General features: G+C 69.7%; 17 protein-coding genes and 1 pseudogene. 12 read left to right on the forward strand and 6 right to left on the reverse strand.

Translation table 11 applies throughout. From position 1 onward, the window contains the following. A pseudogene (locus AB0E14_RS34640) lies at positions 1-543 on the forward strand (hypothetical protein); the annotation flags it as partial. 30 nt (positions 544-573) lie between these two features. Beyond that, positions 574-3561 (forward strand): Z1 domain-containing protein, encoded by a 2988-nt coding sequence (locus AB0E14_RS34645; protein ID WP_362427684.1) that lies wholly within the window; start codon positions 574-576, stop codon positions 3559-3561. Between the two features lie 76 nt (positions 3562-3637). Here the strand turns inward: AB0E14_RS34645 and AB0E14_RS34650 are convergent, their stop codons facing one another. Then, the gene (locus AB0E14_RS34650) at positions 3638-4399 is read right to left on the reverse strand and encodes an HNH endonuclease (protein ID WP_362427687.1); all 762 of its coding nucleotides are present in this window, start codon (positions 4397-4399) and stop codon (positions 3638-3640) included. Positions 4400-4553: 154 nt separating this feature from the next. Here AB0E14_RS34650 and dcm point away from each other — a divergent pair, with 154 nt between their 5' ends. After that, positions 4554-5741, forward strand: coding sequence for a DNA (cytosine-5-)-methyltransferase (gene dcm / locus AB0E14_RS34655; protein ID WP_362427690.1), 1188 nt, complete (start codon positions 4554-4556; stop codon positions 5739-5741). Here dcm and AB0E14_RS34660 read toward each other — a convergent pair whose 3' ends face one another. The 3 genes from AB0E14_RS34660 to AB0E14_RS34670 form a co-directional block, all read right to left on the reverse strand. After that, a complete protein-coding gene (locus AB0E14_RS34660; RefSeq protein WP_362427693.1) occupies positions 5742-6212 on the reverse strand; it encodes a very short patch repair endonuclease in 471 nt (156 codons plus the stop codon). 24 nt (positions 6213-6236) lie between these two features. Then, positions 6237-7238 (reverse strand): NaeI family type II restriction endonuclease, encoded by a 1002-nt coding sequence (locus AB0E14_RS34665; RefSeq protein ID WP_362427696.1) that lies wholly within the window; start codon positions 7236-7238, stop codon positions 6237-6239. A gap of 110 nt (positions 7239-7348) precedes the next feature. Then, positions 7349-8359 carry an SEC-C domain-containing protein gene (locus tag AB0E14_RS34670; protein WP_362427700.1) on the reverse strand — a complete coding sequence of 337 codons (1011 nt, stop codon included), beginning with the start codon at positions 8357-8359 and terminating at the stop codon, positions 7349-7351. A gap of 63 nt (positions 8360-8422) precedes the next feature. Here AB0E14_RS34670 and AB0E14_RS34675 point away from each other — a divergent pair, with 63 nt between their 5' ends. The 4 genes from AB0E14_RS34675 (at position 8423) to AB0E14_RS34690 (ending at position 11352) form a co-directional block, all read left to right on the forward strand. Then, positions 8423-9211, forward strand: coding sequence for a class E sortase (locus AB0E14_RS34675; protein ID WP_362427703.1), 789 nt, complete (start codon positions 8423-8425; stop codon positions 9209-9211). Between the two features lie 55 nt (positions 9212-9266). Further along, positions 9267-9548 (forward strand): DUF6412 domain-containing protein, encoded by a 282-nt coding sequence (locus tag AB0E14_RS34680; RefSeq protein WP_362427752.1) that lies wholly within the window; start codon positions 9267-9269, stop codon positions 9546-9548. A gap of 86 nt (positions 9549-9634) precedes the next feature. Then, complete coding sequence (locus AB0E14_RS34685) at positions 9635-10357, forward strand: YidC/Oxa1 family membrane protein insertase (protein ID WP_362427706.1); 723 nt, start codon at positions 9635-9637, stop codon at positions 10355-10357. Between the two features lie 137 nt (positions 10358-10494). Further along, positions 10495-11352 carry a fumarylacetoacetate hydrolase family protein gene (locus AB0E14_RS34690; protein ID WP_362427709.1) on the forward strand — a complete coding sequence of 286 codons (858 nt, stop codon included), beginning with the start codon at positions 10495-10497 and terminating at the stop codon, positions 11350-11352. A gap of 1 nt (position 11353) precedes the next feature. Here the strand turns inward: AB0E14_RS34690 and AB0E14_RS34695 are convergent, their stop codons facing one another. Both AB0E14_RS34695 and AB0E14_RS34700 read right to left on the reverse strand, forming a co-directional pair. Beyond that, positions 11354-11818 carry a heme-degrading domain-containing protein gene (locus AB0E14_RS34695; protein ID WP_362427712.1) on the reverse strand — a complete coding sequence of 155 codons (465 nt, stop codon included), beginning with the start codon at positions 11816-11818 and terminating at the stop codon, positions 11354-11356. Between the two features lie 86 nt (positions 11819-11904). Then, positions 11905-12987, reverse strand: coding sequence for a Gfo/Idh/MocA family oxidoreductase (locus AB0E14_RS34700; protein WP_362427715.1), 1083 nt, complete (start codon positions 12985-12987; stop codon positions 11905-11907). 55 nt (positions 12988-13042) lie between these two features. Between AB0E14_RS34700 and AB0E14_RS34705 the strand changes: the two genes are divergently transcribed. The 5 genes from AB0E14_RS34705 (at position 13043) to AB0E14_RS34725 (ending at position 18222) form a co-directional block, all read left to right on the forward strand. After that, positions 13043-14305 (forward strand): ROK family transcriptional regulator, encoded by a 1263-nt coding sequence (locus AB0E14_RS34705; RefSeq protein WP_362427718.1) that lies wholly within the window; start codon positions 13043-13045, stop codon positions 14303-14305. Between the two features lie 139 nt (positions 14306-14444). After that, the gene (locus AB0E14_RS34710; protein ID WP_362427721.1) at positions 14445-15362 is read left to right on the forward strand and encodes an LPXTG cell wall anchor domain-containing protein; all 918 of its coding nucleotides are present in this window, start codon (positions 14445-14447) and stop codon (positions 15360-15362) included. 69 nt (positions 15363-15431) lie between these two features. Further along, positions 15432-16196, forward strand: a complete 765-nt coding sequence (locus AB0E14_RS34715) for a GntR family transcriptional regulator (RefSeq protein ID WP_362427725.1) — start codon at positions 15432-15434, stop codon at positions 16194-16196. A 191-nt stretch (positions 16197-16387) separates the two neighbouring features. Continuing rightward, on the forward strand, positions 16388-17524 hold the full coding sequence (locus AB0E14_RS34720) for a TIGR03364 family FAD-dependent oxidoreductase (RefSeq protein ID WP_362427728.1): 1137 nt from the start codon (positions 16388-16390) through the stop codon (positions 17522-17524). A 5-nt stretch (positions 17525-17529) separates the two neighbouring features. Continuing rightward, a complete protein-coding gene (locus AB0E14_RS34725) occupies positions 17530-18222 on the forward strand; it encodes a phosphonatase-like hydrolase (RefSeq protein WP_362427731.1) in 693 nt (230 codons plus the stop codon).

Genomic DNA, 18222 nt, shown 5'->3' on the forward strand with positions numbered 1-18222 from the left:
ACAGGCACCGAACGTCTACGAACAGCAGTCAGCTACTCTGACACTTGCCGCATAACGACACGAACAGGTGTCCACCTTTTGGGGACAAGGCCCGGCTTCCGTTCCTTCCTGGCCGATGCCCAGGCCGCCTACAGGGAGGGGGCTTCCCGATCTGTCATTGAGAGACCGCCAGTGATCGCGCCAGGCAAGGGCTTCGATCCGAAGGTCAAGCGGGCAGTAGGGGAGGAACTGCCGCTGAAGGGCGGCGAGGAACCGATCCGCGTGGAGTGGGTCTACCTCCCTGAGGACAAGTTCTTCGACCTTGACCGCGAAGGCAACGCCATCCTCCTCAACAAGGACTTCCGGGAGGACTTCAACGACGGACGGCGGGGCGGCTCAAACGATGCCCCGGTCACCAAGGCCCTGTTCTACCTGCTGCTTCAGGACTGCTTTGGCCTCGGCCGCTGGGAGAAGAAGAGGGCTGACCGCATCGACTACTGGAACAGCATCGTGCTGGCCTCGGTACACGCCCAGCGAGACCGCCGTAACCGCATCAACCCGTGACCTCTCGCACCTGCAACCGAGGAACGTGACGTGACCGACGTACTTTTGGAAATCCACACTGAAGTCCTGAACGGGATGAGTGCCAGCCCTCGTCATTTCAGCAAGTCGGCGGAGCTGGCCGCTGAGGAGGACTTCAACGGGGCTGACCTCAGCGAAGAGTCCTTCCGTGTCCGGCTCGCAGAAGACTCCGCGCGTGGTGGGGAGCTGACGGTTCTCTGGGCACGGGCGCTTACGGCCTGGGACTTCGCCCAGAACCCGCGCTGGTCGCAGGACACGGCACCCCGCACGGAAGAGCGCCGTAGCGCAGCCTACGACCGGCTCCGCTTCGGCGACGATCTGCGTAAGGCCCTCGATTCGGCCGTTCCGGTCGCCCAGGTCGCAGGGGCGGCCGTCATCGCCCGGGAACACATACCCTGGTATACCGCCGAGCGTGCCGCAGCGCGATCCTTCTACTGGAAGGCGTACGAAGGCAAGCTTCGCGAGAAGGGCTGGGCAGAAAGTGCCATCGCCAGCCTGGACGAGGCAAGCCGTGCGGTCGTCGAGCGGCTTACTGACCCGGAGCAGAAGGCAGCCCGGCAGGCTAAGGGCCTCGTGGTCGGCTACGTACAGTCCGGCAAGACTGCCAATTTCACAGGTGTCACGGCGAAGGCCATCGACGCTGGGTACCGCCTCGTTATCGTCCTCGGGGGCACCCTTAACCTCCTGCGCGGCCAGACGCAGCGGCGCCTGGACATGGAACTGATAGGACAGGAGAACATTCTCCGGGGGGCCGACCCGAACGATGTCGACTCACTGGTCGGCATCGACTACGTGGGTGATGACGCAGATTGGCCTGAGTTCGTCAAGCATGGCGGTCGCCCTTCCGCCCTGCGTGCCTTTGATATTGAGCGGCTTACGACGCGCGGCAGCGACTACAAGAGCCTTGAGCAGGGCATCCGTGCCCTGGAGTTCGAGAAGCGTGAGCACACCCTGCCGCTGTACGACCCGGCAAACCTGCACCACGCCGCGGCCCGGGTCCTCGTTGTGAAGAAGAACAAAGCCGTCCTGAACAAGCTGGTCAAAGACCTCAAGCAGATCCATGGCATTCTTCGGGAACTGCCGACCCTCATCATCGACGACGAATCGGACCAGGCGTCCGTGAACACTACTGACCCGAAGAAGTGGGAGCAGGGCGCCACTGACCGGACGGCGATCAACGGCCTGATTTCGCAGCTTCTTGGCCTGCTGCCACGTGCCCAGTACGTCGGTTACACGGCCACTCCGTTCGCCAACGTCTTCGTGGATCCAGGCGACAGCGAGGATATATTTCCGAGCGACTTTCTCATCTCGCTGCCTCGCCCGCAGGGGTATATGGGTGTCCAGGACTTCCACGACCTGGATTCACCCCTTGCCCTCTCCGAGCGGACTGTTGCCAACTCTCAGGAGAAGGCGCATGTCCGCGGAATCTGGGATGGTGCTGACGACCGCCTTCAGGAAGCCATGGACAGCTTCCTCCTCACGGGGGCTCTGAAGCTCTTCCGCGCTGACCGCGACGTACCAGACGGGCCGTTCCGTCACCACACCATGCTCGTGCACCAATCCGTCCGGGTGAACGAGCACACTGAACTCGCGCTGCGCATCAACACCATGTGGCACAAGGCCGGCTACACGTCATCGGAAGGCCATGCCAGGCTTGCCGCCCTTTGGGCCTCTGACTTCGCTCCTGTCTCCGCAGCAAGGGCGCGTGACCTGCCCAACCCTTCTTCATATGAAGAACTGCGTCCTTACGTCAGCGCAGCGCGACAGCTCATTGGCAAGGGCGGAAATCCCGTCGTGGTCGTCAATGGCGACACCGATCGCTACTTTGAACAGCTGGATCTCGACTTCGACCGCACTCCCAACGTGTGGAAGATCCTCGTCGGGGGGACCAAGCTCTCGCGTGGCTTTACCGTTGAGGGCCTCACCATCACCTACTACCGGCGTTTGACCCGGCAAGCCGACACACTCATGCAGATGGGAAGATGGTTCGGATTCCGGCCCGGATACCGCGATCTCGTGCGCCTGTACATCGGCCGAGAGCAGCCCATGACGAAGACCTCTTCGGCGGATCTCTACGAGGCGTTTGAGGCGATCTGCCGTGATGAGGAGCTCTTCCGTGACCAGCTTGCGCAATACGCCGAACTGATTGACGGGAAGCCCCAGGTCACCCCCGCGCAGGTTCCTCCACTTGTGGCTCAGCACCTCTCGTGGATCAAGCCTTCTGCCCGCAACAAGATGTTCAACGCAGAACTCGTAGAGGTTCGTTCACCGGGCAGGCTCATCGAGCCTGCTGCCTATCCGCGGGACGCAAGGGCGCTTCGACGGAATACCGAGCGGTGGCGCCCTCTGCTGCGTGCGCTCGGCACCCAGCAGACGTCATTCACCGCGCCGGTGGACGGTGGCTCCGGTGCGGGGCGTTCCTTCAACGCGCTCACGGCGCGTGTGCGCCACGCGGAGCTACTCACCGTCCTGAGCGGATTGGAGTGGGAGCGCCAAGGCCACTTCCAGCCGCACCTGCGGTACCTCGCGCAGCTTGACGGCCGCCTGGCGACCGTCGACGACTGGCTTGTCATTGCACCGCAGCTCTCCCAGGAGAGCAAGAGTTCGGCTGCAGTGCTGGGCTCAGTTCCCCTCACGCTGGTGCGGCGTAGCCGACAGGACGGCAAGTCCTCCTTCAGCCGCATCGCTGGAGTCGAGCACCAGCTGGCGGCGAAGCGGTTGATCGATGATGCCGGCAGCCTGTCCGTCGGAGCCGGTACGGGTGGCGCTGTAGGGCCCACCACGGGTGTGGCGTTGCTGTACCCGGTTGTCGAAGGCAAGACTGATCAGGAGGTGCAGGCTGCAGTCGTCCGCGGAGAAGCCGATCCATCCAAAGTCGTGATGGCATTCACGCTTATCCCGCCCAGATCCGCCATCGACTCCACCCGGCGGCTCGTACGTTTCCAGGCCAAGGACTCGAGCCACTCGGACAGCGCGATCATTGAGGCGCCCGCGAGCTGACTGGTGCTGAGCCGGTGCCTGTCGGGGGGTACGCCGACGGGCACCGGGTGTGGAGGAGACGGTCTGCCGCTTGCTGTTATTCGGGTGAGGCAGCTCCGTGCGCGCCGTGGTCTCGCATCGCCGTGCGGAGCGCTGCCGGAGTGCGCCAAGCTGCTCCTGCGTGGCTCCGGTGGCACATGCGGTGGCAGTTCGCGCAGAGCAGGGCGAGGTCCTCAAGGCGGGTTTCTCGTGGTCCGGATGCATGGAGGGGGGTGACGTGGTGCACCTCAACGTAGCCAGCGCCGAGCTCGCCGTACACCCTGCCGAAGTCGAAGGAGCACACCTCGCACTGGATGGGCTGCTTCCTCTTCCTGGCATGCGCGATCTTTCGGTTGCGCAGGCCGCGATCCCTCTCCCGGTAAAGGGCCCACCGAATGAGGAGGCGACCCTCTAGGGCCCCGGGATTGTCGTCGTCATCACTCGGTTCGTCCGGCTGGGGCGGGATCAGGTACAGCTCTCCGCCGGCGATTCCTGCACGCAGAGCCTCGGCGGCTGCCATCATCTCGTGATGTCGCTCCAGGAAATCGGTGACGATCTTCTGGGTGGGGCGGCCGCCCTTGGTCCTTTCGCCCGGGTAGTCGGGGTGGGCTGTGGCGATGTCGGTGGTCTTGCGGCTGACGCTGTCAGGCGACCGGAAGCGGCGATCGACGGCTGCATCCCCGTGGAGCGGAAGCGAGCGCAGCAACTCAGACAGTTCGATGACGCGGGGGTCGCCTTGGCGCAGCTCCTGCCAACCGTTCTCAACGACGAGCGCGCATGCCAGCAGCAGCTCATCCCTCACCCAAGAGATCCTCGCCATGCGTGACATCGTATAAATGCTCGTCTCGTGTGGGGAGTGTCTGCCGCGTCGCCGGATGCCTCACACTTAGGGGGCGTTGTCAGTGGGGTCTGTCACCCTCTGTGATAGCTGGTGGCACAAGGCGCCGGCGGGGTACGTGTTCGAAGGAGGGTGCATGGCCAGCACTGAGTCGGAGTTCACCTCTATTGAGATCTGTGCTGGAGCCGGCGGGCAGGCCATCGGCCTGCACGAGGCGGGCTTCAGGCATCTGGCGCTCGTGGAGATCGACAAGCACGCGGCTAAGACGCTGGAGCGGAACATCAACGCTCTGGAGTCCTGGAGCTGGGAGAAGCAGCACTGCGACCTCCTGGCCAAGGACGTCAAGCTCTTCGAACCCGACACCGACCTTCCGAAGAGCGGAGACCTGCTGAAGCGGGATGGTGTGGACCTCCTGGCCGGCGGCGTGCCGTGCCCTCCTTTCTCGCATGCCGGCAAGCAGCTCGGTAAGTACGACGAGCGTGACCTCTTCCCCCGCATGCTTGAGCTCGTCAAGGAGCTCCAGCCCCGGGCGGTAATGATCGAGAACGTGCGCGGGCTCATGGACCCCAAGTTCTCTGACTACCGTGACTGGATCGTGGCGGAGCTTCAGGGAGGCACCTACCGGGAAGAGGACGGCAACGCAGTCACTCTCCGCGGGCTCGACTACACGGTGTGCCACTGGGGCGTGCTGGAAGCCAGCGACTTTGGAGTCCCGCAGCTTCGCCCGCGCGCGATTCTGGTCGCGATCCGCAACGACGTTCTCAAGGACGTGAAGTACGAGTGGCCCACGCCTACGCATGAGGAGCCGGTGAGCGTTGCCGAGGCGCTCGACCTCAGCATGGAAGAGCGGTACAAGCAGTACTTCGACGGGGCAGACGGCCAGCGTGCGCGGGACGCCCTCAAGCGGTGGCGTGACGCTGCTGGCGGACGCGATCGTGAGCTCAAGGGCAAGGGGGGCGGTATCGCTCCCACGCTAGTCGGCGGGTCCAAGAAGCACGGTGGCGCGGACCTGGGGCCCAGCCGGGCGAAGGCGGCCTGGAGGCTGCTGGGTGTCTCGGGTCTCGGTGTGGCCAACGACATCGAAACCTGCCGCGTGAAGGAGTCAGAGGACCGCGACCTCTTCGGGCCCGATGGGCCGATGCTTACGGTAGAGCAGGCGGCGATGATTCAGGGCTTCCCGAAGGGGTGGGTTCTCGACGGCGGCAAGACCGCTCAGTACCGCCAGGTCGGCAACGCCTTCCCGCCGCCCGTGGCTGCCGCGGTCGGAAAGTCGATCATCGAGGTGCTGAAAGCGGCTCGGGAGCGCGACGCCCGTCAGTCCTGATCACGTCGTGCCCTGGCCACGTGCCAGGGCACGGCGCCTTTCGACCTCGGCTGCGATGGACGACGCGCACGCTTCGGAGGGTTCGTGCTCCCAGAACCGGAGCACGGTCCAGCCAGCTTCCTTGAGCCGCCGGTCGGTGTCCCGGTCCCGTGCCACATTCCGGGCCACTTTGTCGGACCAGTACCCCGGGTTCGTCTTGGGCGGTACGTAGTGATCAGGACAACCGTGCCAATAGCACCCGTCGATGAAGACGGCTAGCTTCACCGGACGGAAGACGATGTCAGCGGTGCGGCGAAGGTCTGGCAGAGGCTTAGCCGCCACGCGGTAGCGCAACCCCTGGGCGTGCAGCAGCCGCCGCACCAGCTGCTCGGGCTTGGTGTCCCGGCTGCGGATCGCTTGCATGTTCCGGCGTCGCGCCGCCGAGGATGCCCAGGAGCCTTCCGGTGGCGTCCACGTCTCGTGCCCCTCCACTGTGTTTTTCCTCCTGGGGAAAGGCTAGTCCTGAGAGTCGGCGGCTTTACCGGTACGGGGGAGAAGGGGCGCCCGCTCGGGACCGTCCTCCGGCATCGCCTCAACCCAGTGGTCGCCGTCAAGGAGTACTCGCGGACGGCCCTCATGGTGGGATTTGGCCTTGACCACACGGACGCTCACGCTCTCCCCCTCCAGAGGGAGGGGCAGGCCAAGTGCTGCGGCGACCTTCTTGTGATTGGGGTAATCGCCGCAGATCAGGATGCCCTCATCGCGGAGCTTGTCGCGAGCGCCGCCGTCGCCGCGGATGCGCTTCATGTAGTCCTTCTGCTGCGCCAGCGTCCTGACGACCGTGCGGCCTATGCGGCGCTTCTGGACGCGGCGGAACAGTTCGTTGACCTTCGCCTGTCCGGGACTGCGCTTCGAGCCCGAACCTGCAGCGAGGATCGCGGCCTGCGTGTCCTTGTCGAGGTGGAGCAGCAGATTCTCATCCAGGGGTTTCTCATGCCAGAGCCAGTGGACGAGACCCCGGTCCTTTTTGGTCAGCTGGAACTTGCCGTCGCGGTTGCCCTTCTTCGTCACGGTCCCGCTCGTCGTGAGCCTGGCGCGATTCGCGCGGAGAAGGCCTGCGCTCCACTTCTTCTTCCAGTCATCTGCCCAGACGACCAAGCAGATCTCGTCCAGGGCTTCAGGTGGAATCATCCAGCCGTAGAGCGCTTGTGAGAACTTGCAGTCGACCTCGATGCCTTCGATGAGGTAATCCATGTCCGCACCGCTCTTGAGGCCGAACTCCCGGAGCAGGTTGATTTCGACCAGAGTTCCCGCGTGCGTTTTCTCTGTTTTGTGCAGTTCGTTCCAGTCGAAACGGCCGGTGTGCTCTCCGTCGAGAAGCTGATCGATGGTGTCCCGGAGCACACGGCCAAACCGCTCGCCTTCGGGATCCACTTTCAGCCAGAACTGACGGACCTGCGTGAGTTCAGGGTCGTGGTCGACATCAGGCGATGGTTCGTACGGGTCGAACAGGGTCAACTGTCGCTCCTCCGGAGAATGACGGGCAGGTTCGCACCACGGATGACTCCCGGGGCCTGGACGGAGTTCCCGGGGGCGCTCAGTTCGTCACGTTCTCCCGGCCGGTTTCGTCAGGCCTCCACGCCCCCGTGGCACTCCCCGTAAGTCCGTTCCGACCCGCACCAGCACGCGGCCGTGCGGGCCGGGGGCCAGGTTGTGGCTCGGCCTCGGGCGGCCAGGGTCGTCGCGTACTGGGGGAGGAGGTCGGCGTTGGCGGGGGAGGAGGACTCCGAGGCGGCGAAGGCTTCGTAGGAGGGGACCGTGGCCGGGACGATGCCCAGGTTGGGGGTGCCGGCGGCGGCGAGTTCGCGGAGGGAGGCTTCGATGTCCGTGAGATGGGCGCGGTACGTGGGGTACTCGGATTCCAGTTCCGGGTACGAGGCCAGGAGCTCGTCCAGTTCCGCCTCCGGCCAGTGGAGGACCGCCACCGGGAAGGGGCGTGAGAGGGCCGTGCGGTAGGAGCCCAGTTCGGTGCGCAGGCGGGTGATCTCCGCCTGGAGCTCCACAGGGTCCGAGGAGCCCAGGGACCACAGGCGCTTCGGGTCGTGCAGCTCGTCGAGCGGGACCGCCGCCGTGTGCAGGGTGTCCGCCAGGGTGTCCCAGTCGTCGTGCGGGAGCGCCAGCATCCGGCGGATCCTGTGGCGGGTCACCAGGAGGGATTGGGTGGCGTGGGGGAGGTCCTGGTCTGAAGCCTCACCGGTCAGGAGCGTTGCGGCCTGCGTCGCCACCGCCTCCGCCAGTTCCAGTTCGTCGTGGGTCTCCAGCGTCTCCGCCATGATCTCCCACGCCCCCGCGTCCGCCGGCGTCGCCGTGCGCAGGCCCTCGATGATCGCCCTCGCCTCGGCCTCGTGGCCGTACTCCCAGAGGTTCGCCGCCTTCAGGGACCTGATCAGGTGCGGGTTCGCCGGCGACGACGACAGGAGGTCGTCGTACAGCGTCGTCGCCCGTTCGCGGTCGCCCGCCAGTTCCAGGTGGGCCGCCGCCTGGAGGAGCAGGGCTTCCCGGTCCTCGGGATACCGCGCGGCGGTGCGCAGCAGGCGCTCGGCTTCGGTGGTGTGGTCGGCAGGCATGTCGGGACGCATGCCGACCACCGTACTGCTGTACGGCCCTGGAGAGTTGGCGCCTCAGCACCTATCGTGCCCCGCGTGCGGGCCAGGGTGCGGGAGAGAGTGCCGGTCGTCGTCCAGACGCGCGGGGTGCGGAGCACGCCCGCCCGTGTGCTGTGGGTGGGTGCCGAAGCCGTCGTCACCTGCGGGGTTGTCCTGATGCTGCTCGTCGTCCACCAGCTGTGGTGGACCAACCAGCAGGCCCGCGCCGACGCCGGCGCGCAGGTGCGCGTTCTCGAGCGAGAGTTCCGGAGCGGGGGTGAGGGGGAGTTCCCGGCCGCCGTGGAGCCGGAGTCCGGCACGGCGCCTTCTCCCAGTAGCCCCAGTAACCCCTCGCCCAGCGCGGACCCGACCGCCTCGTCCCGGGCCTCCGGCAGCGCCGGGCGCCCCGCCACCCCCGCCTACGCCATCATCCGCATCCCCCGCATCGGCCTCACCGCCCCCATCGCCCGCGGCGTCGGCAAGCGGTCCGTCCTCGACCGCGGCTACGTCGGGCAGTACCCGAACACCGCCGCCCCCGGCCGGACCGGCAACTTCGCGCTCGCCGGGCACCGCAACACCCACGGCGAGCCCTTCCGGTACATCAACCGGCTCGGGAAGGGGGACCGCATCCAGGTGCAGACCCGGGACGCCACCTACGAGTACGTCGTCGACCGCGTCCTCGCCCAGACCTCGCCCCGCGACACCGGCGTCATCCAGCCCGTGCCCCGCTCCCTCGTCAAGCCGTCCTACGGCTACTCCCAGCCCGACGCCTACCTGACCCTCACCACCTGCACCCCCGAGTTCAGCTCCGCCTACCGCCTCGTCGTCTGGGCCAAGCGTGTATAACGGATCTGTTCGGTCTGTTCGGAAGGTTAGGGAGAGAGGAGTCGTCGTGGGCCGGTTGCTCCTGCGTCTCGCCGCTCCCGTCTTCTTCCTCCTCGCCCTCGGCGAGCTCTTCCTCTCCGACGGCTCCAGCCTCTCCGCCGCCGTCGCCCTCGCCGCGACCAGCGTCGTCTGCGCCCTCATCGGCGCCCACGCGCCCGCGCCCGTGCCCCCCACCCGGGTACGCACCGCCCTGCGCGACCGCGAGCAACGCACCGCCTTCCTGCCCCAACGCGACCCCGACGCCTCCGGGCGCCGTCGGCCCCGGGCACCCGGACGCCTCCTTCCGGCGGCCGTGTAGGGATCAACCCGTTCCATCCCCTGCGCGGATTCGTCGTGCCGAGCTTTTTCGTTCTTTCCCGGCACTCGCGACCCCGGAGGGTCTCCATGTCCGTTTTCGCCACCCTGGTCGAGCGTCTCGCCGACCTGCTCCAGCCCGTCTTCGCCACGACCGCGACCGCCGCCGCCATCGTCCTGTTCACCATGGTCGTCCGGCTCGCCGTCCACCCCCTCTCCCGCGCCGCCGCCCGCGGCCAGAAGGCGCGCGTCCGGCTCGCCCCGCAGCTCGCCGAGCTGCGCGCCAAGCACGCCAAGAACCCCGAGCGGCTCCAGAAGGCCGTCATGGAGCTGCACGCCAAGGAGAAGGTCTCGCCCTTCGCCGGCTGCCTGCCGAGCCTCCTCCAGGCGCCCGCGTTCTTCCTCATGTACCACCTGTTCTCCGGCGACCGCATGGCCGGGCACAGCCTCTTCGCCGCCCCGCTCGGCGACCACTACGCCGACGCCCTCGCCGCGGGCGGCGTCTTCGGGCCGGCCGGGCTGGTCTATCTCGTGCTCTTCGCGATCGTCGGCGCCGTCGCCACGTTCAACTTCCGGCGTACGAAGCGGCAGCTCGCCGCCCAGCCGCTGAACACCGGGCTCCCGGACACCCCCGGCGCCCAGACCATCAACAAGCTCATGCCGCTGCTCTCCTTCGCCACCCTCATCACGGTCGTCGTCGTGCCGCTCGCCGCCGCGCTCTACGTCGTCACCAGCACCACATGGACCGTCTTCGAGAGGGCCCTCCTCTACCGCGACCAGGCTCCGGCAGGCGCACTTGCTACTGGTGCGTAAGGGTCCAGTCCGTGAACGGGGTCTTGCAGAGTGGTCCGAACTCTTGGAGGATCGACCAACCTCCGATGGCCGCAACCCATCGGCCGGGGATCTGTAGGGCCGCACTCCGGGCCCACCTCGACCACAGGGAGAAGACCATGAAGCTGCTGCGAGTCGGCCCGGCGGGTGCCGAACGTCCCGCGCTCCTCGACGAGGACGGCACGCTGCGCGACCTGTCCGCCCTGGTGGGCGACGTCGACGGCAGCCTGCTGGCCGACGGGCCCGCCCTCGACCGGATCCGCGCCGCCCTCGCCGCCGGCGTGCTGCCCGCGCTCGACGCGACCGGTCTGCGCGTCGGCCCGCCGGTCGGCCGCATCGGCAAGGTCGTGTGCATCGGGCTGAACTACCACGGCCACGCCGCCGAGACCGGTGCCGCGACCCCGGCCGAGCCCGTCGTCTTCCTCAAGGCCCCCGACACCGTCGTCGGCCCGGACGACACCGTGCTCGTACCGCGCCGCAGCACCAAGACGGACTGGGAGGTCGAGCTCGCCATCGTCATCGGCCGTACCGCCCGCTACCTGGAGACCGACGAGCAGGCCCTCGCCCACGTCGCCGGGTACGCCGTCGCCCACGACGTGTCCGAGCGCGAGTTCCAGATCGAGCGCGGCGGCACCTGGGACAAGGGCAAGAACTGCGAGACCTTCAACCCGCTCGGCCCCTGGCTCGTCACCGCCGACGAGGTCCCGGACCCGCAGGCCCTCGGCCTCCGGCTCTGGGTCAACGGCGAGCTGAAGCAGGACGGCCACACCTCCGACCAGATCTTCCCGGTCGCGGAGGTCGTCCGGTACGTGAGCCAGTTCATGACCCTGTACCCCGGCGACGTCATCAACACCGGCACCCCGGCCGGAGTCGCCATGGGGCAGCCCGAGCCCAAGCCGTACCTGCGTGCCGGCGACGTCGTGGAGCTGGAGATCGACGGCCTCGGCCGTCAGCGTCAGGAGCTCAAGGACGCCTGAGTCAGGAAGCGGGCCGGTGGAGGCGCTCCAGTGCCTCCACCACCAGCGCGTGGTCCTCGGCCTGCGGCAGGCCCGACACCGTGACCGAGCCGATCACCCCCGCGCCCTCGACCGCGACCGGGAACGAACCGCCGTGCGCGGCGTACCGGTCGGGGTCGAGGCGCGAGGAGTCCTCGAACGTCGTCCCCTTCGCCCGGAAGCGGGCGCCGACCAGGAACGAGCTCTCGCCGTACCGCTCCACGACCCGGCGCTTGCGGTCGATCCAGGCGTCGTTGTCCGCGCTCGAACCCGGCAGCGCGCAGTGGAAGAGCTGCTGCGCCCCGCGCCGGATGTCGATCGCGACCGGCGCCCGGCGCTCGCGCGCCAGCTCGACGAGGAGAGAGCCCAGGGCCCAGGCGTCCTCGTACGTGAAGTGGGGCAGGACCAGGTTCCGCTCCTGCGCCTGCAGGGCCTCCACCTCGCTCACAGCGCGACCGCGCACAGCATCAGCGCTCACAGCGTGACCGCGCACAGCGTCAGCGCTCACAGCGTCAGTGCTCACAGGTTCACCGCTCACAGGTTCACCGCGATTCCCTCGCGGGCCGAGCGGCGCGCCGCCTCCAGCACGTCCAGGGCCGCCGCGGCCTCGTGGGCCGTCACCGGGTTCGCGCCGTCGCCCCGGACGGCGGCGGCGACGGCCGCGTAGTACGCCGGGTAGTCGCCCGGCACCGTCTCCACCGGAAGCCCGCCGCCGGTCAGCGGCGACTCGCCGGCGCCGAGCCGGCCCCACAGCGACTCCGGCTCCACGCCCCACGCCACGCCCGGCCCGGGGAGCAGCCCCTCGCGCAGGTCGGCCTCCTGGGGGTCGAGACCGTACTTCACGAAGCCGGCGCTCGAGCCCAGGACGCGGAAGCGCGGGCCGAGCTGGGCCGTCGTGGCGCTCACGTACAGGTGGGAGCGCACCCCGTTCGCGTGCGTGATCGCGAGGAACGTGTCGTCGTCCGCCTCGGCGCCGGGGCGGCGCAAATCGGACTCGGCGTACACCCGGACGGCCGGGCCGAAGAGCACCAGGGCCTGGTCGACGACGTGGCTGCCCAGGTCGTAGAGCAGACCGCCGATCTCCTCCGGGGCGCCCGACTCGCGCCAGCCGCCCTTCAGCTGCGGGCGCCAGCGCTCGAACCGGGACTCGAAGCGCTGGACCTCGCCCAGCGCGCCCTCCGCGAGCAGGCCGCGCAGAGTCAGGAAGTCGCTGTCCCAGCGGCGGTTCTGGAAGACCGAGAGGAGCAGGCCCCGCTCCTCGGCGAGGGCGGCGAGGCCACGGGCCTCGGCGGCCGTCCCGGCGACCGGCTTGTCCACGACCACCGGGAGTCCCGCGGTGAGCGCGGCCGTGGCGATCGGCACATGCGTCTTGTTGGGGGAGGCGACGACGATCAGGTCGAGTTCGTCCGCCCGCGCCCACAGCTCCTCGGGCGCGTCCGCGATCCGTACGCCGGGGTACGCGGCCCTCGCCTGCTCCTGGCGCTCGGGGTTGCCGGTCGTCACCGTGTCGAGGACGAGACCCTCGGTGGCGGCGATCAGCGGGGCGTGGAAGACGGAGCCCGCGAGGCCGTAGCCGACGAGTCCGACGCGGAGGGGGGCGGGGGCGGTGTCGGTCATGCTTCCACTTAAGCAACGCTGTTGCCAAAGTGCAAGCGGGGGTGACAATGGGGTGGTGAACAGGGAAGTAACGCGTGCTCGGTCGGACGCCGGAGTCAATCTGCCCGCCCTGCGCGGCCACAATGCCGCCCTCGTCCTCGACCTGCTGCGCACGGCGGGCGAGGCCGGGATCAGCCGCCTGGAGCTGGCCGAGCGGACCGGCCTCACCCCGCAGGCGGTCAGCAAGATCACGGCCAGGCTGCGGGGGGAGGGGCTGGTCAGGGAGGCGGGCCGGCGCGCCTCGACCGGAGGCAAGCCCCGCACCGTCCTGCGCCTCGTCCCCTCGGCCGCGTACGCGGCCGGCGTCCACCTGGACCGCGACGAGCTGACGACCGTCCTGGTGGACCTGGCGGGGGTACGGGTCGCGGCGCGACGGACACCGCTGGACCTGGGCGCGGGGGCGGAGGCCGTGTTCGACGCGGTGGCTCGTGAGGTCGGTGAGCTGACGAGCGTGGTGACGCGTGAGGTCCGTGAGGTGACGAGCGCGGTGGGTGGTGGGGTCGGTGAGGTGACGAGCGCGGTGGGTGGTGAGGTCGGTGAGCTGACGAGCGCGGTGGCGCGTGAGGTCGGCGCGGTGACTGGCGCGGGGGTCCCCGAGGCGGGTGCCGCGCAGGGTGGGGGCGCGAGCCCCGTCGCGACCGAACTCCTCGGGCTCGGGGTCGCCATGCCCGGGCCGCTCGATCATCTCTCCGGTACGCCCGGGCGCGTCACCGGCTTTCCCGAGTGGGAGGGCGTTCCCCTCCGGGAGGAACTCGCCCGGCGGCTCGGGCTGCCGGTCGCCCTCGACAAGGACACCAACACCGCCGCCCTCGGTCTCGCCCTGCGCTCCTCCGCCCGCGCCGCCGACTCGTTCGCGTACCTCCACCTCGGTACCGGCCTCGGCTCCGGGCTCGTGCTCGGCGGCGCGCTCCACCGGGGGGCCAGGACCGGGGCGGGGGAGTTCGGGCACCAGACGGTCCTGCTCGACGGGCCGCCCTGCGGCTGCGGCGGGCGCGGCTGCCTGGAGGTCCTCTGCCTGGCGGCCGTCGCGCGCGGTGACGTGCCCGAGGCGGCGCGCGTGCTCGGGACGGGTGCCGTCAATCTCGTACGGCTCCTCGACATCGACCGGGTCGTGCTCGGCGGCCGGGTCGTGGCGGGCGCGCCGGAGGCGTTCGTGGACGGGGTCGGCGCGGTCCTCGCCGGGGCGGGCCTGGACACGCCGGTCAGCGGTGCCACGTCTCCCTACGCCGTCGCGGAGGGCGCGGCGCAGCTGATCATTGCTCCGGTCTTCGGGAAATAGGCCCATAGGAACATGAGCTGATCGGGTGGAATGTGCGGACGTCCGGGGGCCCGCCCCGCGTCGCTGCCCGGACGCGCCCCGCCCGTGTGGCAGCGTCGCGGCCGTCCCGTACGCCCGCGAGCAGCAAAGGCACCCGCCCATGCGACTGCGCAACGCCCTCGCCCTCGGTGTCACGGCGGCCACGACCGGAACCGCCGTCCTCGCTCTCACCGTCGGCCCGTCCTCGGCCCAGCCAGGCCCGAGTCCCACCTGCGGCCGGGCGACGGATCCGGACTTCCCGATCGACACCCGGATCCTGGGAGGGCCCGGTACGTACGTCCCCGGTGCCGACTTCCGTACCTTCGAGGTCGAGCTCACCAACACCACCACCGAGCCCTGCCACGGCATCCACCCGGTCCTGGCCCTCGCCGACCGCGACCGTGTGCTCCAAGCCGGGCAGATCCGCCTCGACTTCTACGACTCCGAGGCCAGGAGTTGGCGTCCGGTGACGTTCGAGGGGACCGAGGAGGACGAGAACGTCGGCGTCTTCGCGGACACGCCGGGCCCCGCCGCCACCGGTCCCGCCGCCACCGGCCCCGGCCCCGCCGCGACCGGTCCCGCCGCCACCGGCCCTGCCGCCACAAGTCCGGCCGCCACCCCCGCCCTCCCTCCCTTCGCCGGCTTCTCCGTCCCCGCCGGCCGCACTCTCGCCGTCGGCGTCCGGCTCGCCTTCCGCGAGGGCACCGTGCCCAACGAGGTCGTGGCCAACGCGGCGGTCGTGCAGCGGCAGGGCGACGACGGCGACTGGGTCGGCGAGTCCGGGGACTACCGCCTCACCATCGCGCCCGCGCGCGCCGGAGAGAGCCCGGAGTCCGAAGCCCCCGCCGGGACCGCCCCGCCGCGTGGCGACACCGACCGCCTGCCGCGCCCGCCCGCCCGCCTGCCCCTGCCCGCCCCGCCTCAACTCGCCGAGACCGGCGCCGAGTCGACCGCCCTCCTGCTCCCCGTCTCCGGTGCGCTGCTGGTCGCGGGCGTGGTCCTGCTCGTCGCGGCCCGGCGCGCGCGCCGGAACGCCTGAGCGCGGCCCGAACCCCCGCGCCACCCTCCGTACACCCTCCCGTTCATTCCCATCTGCGAGCATCCCCCAGTGGACTACCCGAACGACCAGGCACCTGGCGCACCCATCCGCTCCGGCATCCCCGAGCACGGCCGCATCCCCAAGTACTACGCGGTGAAGGCGAAGGTCGCCTCGCTGATAGACGAGTTGGGCGAAGGCGGGCTCCTGCCCACCGAGCGGGACCTCGCCGTCCGATACGAGGTCTCCCGTGAGACCGTCCGGCAGGCCCTGCGCGAGCTGCTCCTCGAAGGCCGGCTGCGCCGCCAGGGGCGCGGGACCGTGGTCGCCGGGCCGAAGCTGGAGCAGCCGCTCTCGCTCGCCAGCTACACCGAGGGCGTACGACGCCAGGGGCGCACCCCCGGCCGTACCCTCATCACGCTCGACCGCTTCCCCTGCCCCGACGCCCTCGCGCCCGAGATCGGGGTCCGACGGGGCGAGCCCGTCTGGCACATGGAGCGGGTGCTGCTCGCCGACGACGAGCGGGTCGGTCTGGAGAGCACGTACGTGTCCGTGGCCCGCGCGCCGCGCCTGGACAGCGAGTTCGACCCGGACTCCTCCTTCTACCGCTACCTCCGCGAGCAGCTCTCCATCACCTTCGGCGACGCCGACGAGCGGATCGAGACCGTGCTCGCCACGCCCCGCGAGGCGCTCCTCATCGGCACCCCGCCCGCGCTGCCGATGCTGCTCATCCACCGGATCTCCCGGGACACCTCCGGCAGCCCGCTGGAGCGCGTCCGCACGCTCTACCGGGGCGATCGCTTCAGCTTCACCGCGCACCTCGGCCACCAGGGCTGACCCGGAGCCGTCCCCGAGTCGTCCCCAGCTGTCCCCGAGTCGTCCCCGAGCCGTCCCCGAGCGGCCCGCTCGCCACCAGACCCCTCAGATCACAAGAACATAACGGGTCTAGGCCAACCTTGTCGCCCCGTTCACCGTCCCGTTCCCCACCGGATCGTTCCGGGTCACCAACCCCCAGGACCGTGAACGGCATGAAGGTGATCGTCGTAGGAGCCGGCGTGGTGGGAACCATGCACGCCTGGCACGCAGTGGAACGCGGCCACGAGGTCGTACACATCGAGCGCGAGGCCGAGGCGCGCGGGGCCTCGCTCCGCAACTTCGGCCAGATATGGGTGAGCGGCCGCGCGGGCGGAGAGGAGCTGGACACCGCGCTGCGCGCCCGCGAGCTCTGGGAGTCCATCGGCGCCCGCGTCCCCGAGGTCGGCTTCCGGGCCATCGGCTCGCTCACACCGGTCCGCAACGACCTCGAACTGGCCGTCGCCGAGGCCGCCCTGGCCCGCCCCGACGCGGCCGACCGCGGCTACAAGCTGCTGAACCCCGAGGAGGCGCGCCGGATCAACCCCGCCCTGCGCGGCGACTTCCAGGCCGCCCTCTTCTGCGAGCGGGACGCGGCCGTCGAGCCCCGCACCGCCCAACTCGCGCTCCGCAAGGCCCTGCTGGCCTCCGGGAAGTACACCTTCCTGCCGAACCGCGAGGTCCGGGACGTCTCCGGCGCCGAGGGCATGCGCAACGCCGCCGTCCGCGACGACCGCGGCGAGGTCCACACCGGCGACGCCGTCGTCCTCGCCACCGGCGCCGCGCTCAGCGGCCTGGTCCGCGAGATCGCCGGCGACATCCCGGTCCGCAAGGTCCGGCTGCAGATGATGCAGACCGACCCGCTCGGCGAGCCGCTCACCACCTCCGTCGCCGACGCCGACTCCTTCCGCTACTACCCGGCGTACACGTCCGACGCCCTGGACGCCCTCAACGCGGGCCAGGCGCAGGACCCGACCGCCGCCGCGCACAAGATGCAGCTCCTGATGGTGCAGCGGCTCGACGGCGGACTGACCATCGGCGACACGCACGAGTACGAGCACCCCTTCGCCTTCGACACCCTCGAAGACCCCTACGAGCACCTGGTCCGCGTCGTCGAGTCCTTCCTCGGCCGCCCGCTGCCGAAGATCCGCCGCCGCTGGGCGGGCGTGTACGCGCAGTGCACCGACACGACCCGGGTCGTGCACCGCCAGAAGGTCCGCGAGGGCGTGTGGCTGGTGACCGGACCCGGCGGACGCGGCATGACCTGCTCGCCCGCCATCGCCGAAACGACCGCTGACGAACTGGGCTGGTGAACGCCATGACCGACAACCTCACGCACAACCTCGTCGTCCTCGACATGGCCGGCACCACCGTCGCCGACGGCGGCCTCGTCGAGCGGGCGTTCTCCGCCGCCGCCGAGCGCCTCGGCGAGGACCCGGCCACGATGATCGACTACGTCCGCGCCACCATGGGCGAGTCGAAGATCTCCGTCTTCCGGCACCTCTTCGGCGGCGACGAGACCCGCGCCCAGCAGGCCAACGTGGCCTTCGAGGAGGCGTACGGGGAGCTGGTCGCCGGCGGCCTGATCGCGCCGATCCCCGGCGCGGCCGAGGCGATCGACGAGCTGAAGGGACAGGGCAGGACCGTTGTCCTGACCACCGGCTTCGCCCGGGTCACCCAGGACGCGATCCTGGACGCGCTCGGCTGGCGGGACCTCGTCGAACTGACCCTCTGCCCGGCGGACGCGGGCGGCCGGGGCCGCCCCCACCCGGACATGGTCCTCGCCGCCTTCCTGCGCACCGGAGCCGTCGACGACGTACGGCACGTGGTGGTCGCGGGCGACACCTCGTACGACATGCTCACCGGCGTCCGCTCCGGCGCCGGGATCGTCGCGGGCGTCCTGACGGGCGCGCACGACGAGGCGGCGCTGAAGGAGCACGGCGCCACGCACGTACTCGCCTCGGTCGCGGACCTGCCGGCGGCGATAGCCCGGGCGGAGGCGGACCGGTGA

Source organism: Streptomyces sp. NPDC047981 (assembly GCF_040653315.1).
In the GTDB taxonomy this organism is placed as follows: Bacteria; Actinomycetota; Actinomycetes; order Streptomycetales; family Streptomycetaceae; genus Streptomyces.

Coding starts and splice junctions, on each gene's coding strand:
- AB0E14_RS34650 (WP_362427687.1), bottom strand. CDS start 4,399: ATGGCGAGGATCTCTTGGGTGAGGGATGAGCTGCTGCTGGCATGCGCG.
- dcm (WP_362427690.1), top strand. CDS start 4,554: ATGGCCAGCACTGAGTCGGAGTTCACCTCTATTGAGATCTGTGCTGGA.
- AB0E14_RS34670 (WP_362427700.1), bottom strand. CDS start 8,359: ATGCGTCCCGACATGCCTGCCGACCACACCACCGAAGCCGAGCGCCTG.
- AB0E14_RS34685 (WP_362427706.1), top strand. CDS start 9,635: ATGTCCGTTTTCGCCACCCTGGTCGAGCGTCTCGCCGACCTGCTCCAG.
- AB0E14_RS34690 (WP_362427709.1), top strand. CDS start 10,495: ATGAAGCTGCTGCGAGTCGGCCCGGCGGGTGCCGAACGTCCCGCGCTC.
- AB0E14_RS34700 (WP_362427715.1), bottom strand. CDS start 12,987: ATGACCGACACCGCCCCCGCCCCCCTCCGCGTCGGACTCGTCGGCTAC.
- AB0E14_RS34710 (WP_362427721.1), top strand. CDS start 14,445: ATGCGACTGCGCAACGCCCTCGCCCTCGGTGTCACGGCGGCCACGACC.
- AB0E14_RS34720 (WP_362427728.1), top strand. CDS start 16,388: ATGAAGGTGATCGTCGTAGGAGCCGGCGTGGTGGGAACCATGCACGCC.
- AB0E14_RS34725 (WP_362427731.1), top strand. CDS start 17,530: ATGACCGACAACCTCACGCACAACCTCGTCGTCCTCGACATGGCCGGC.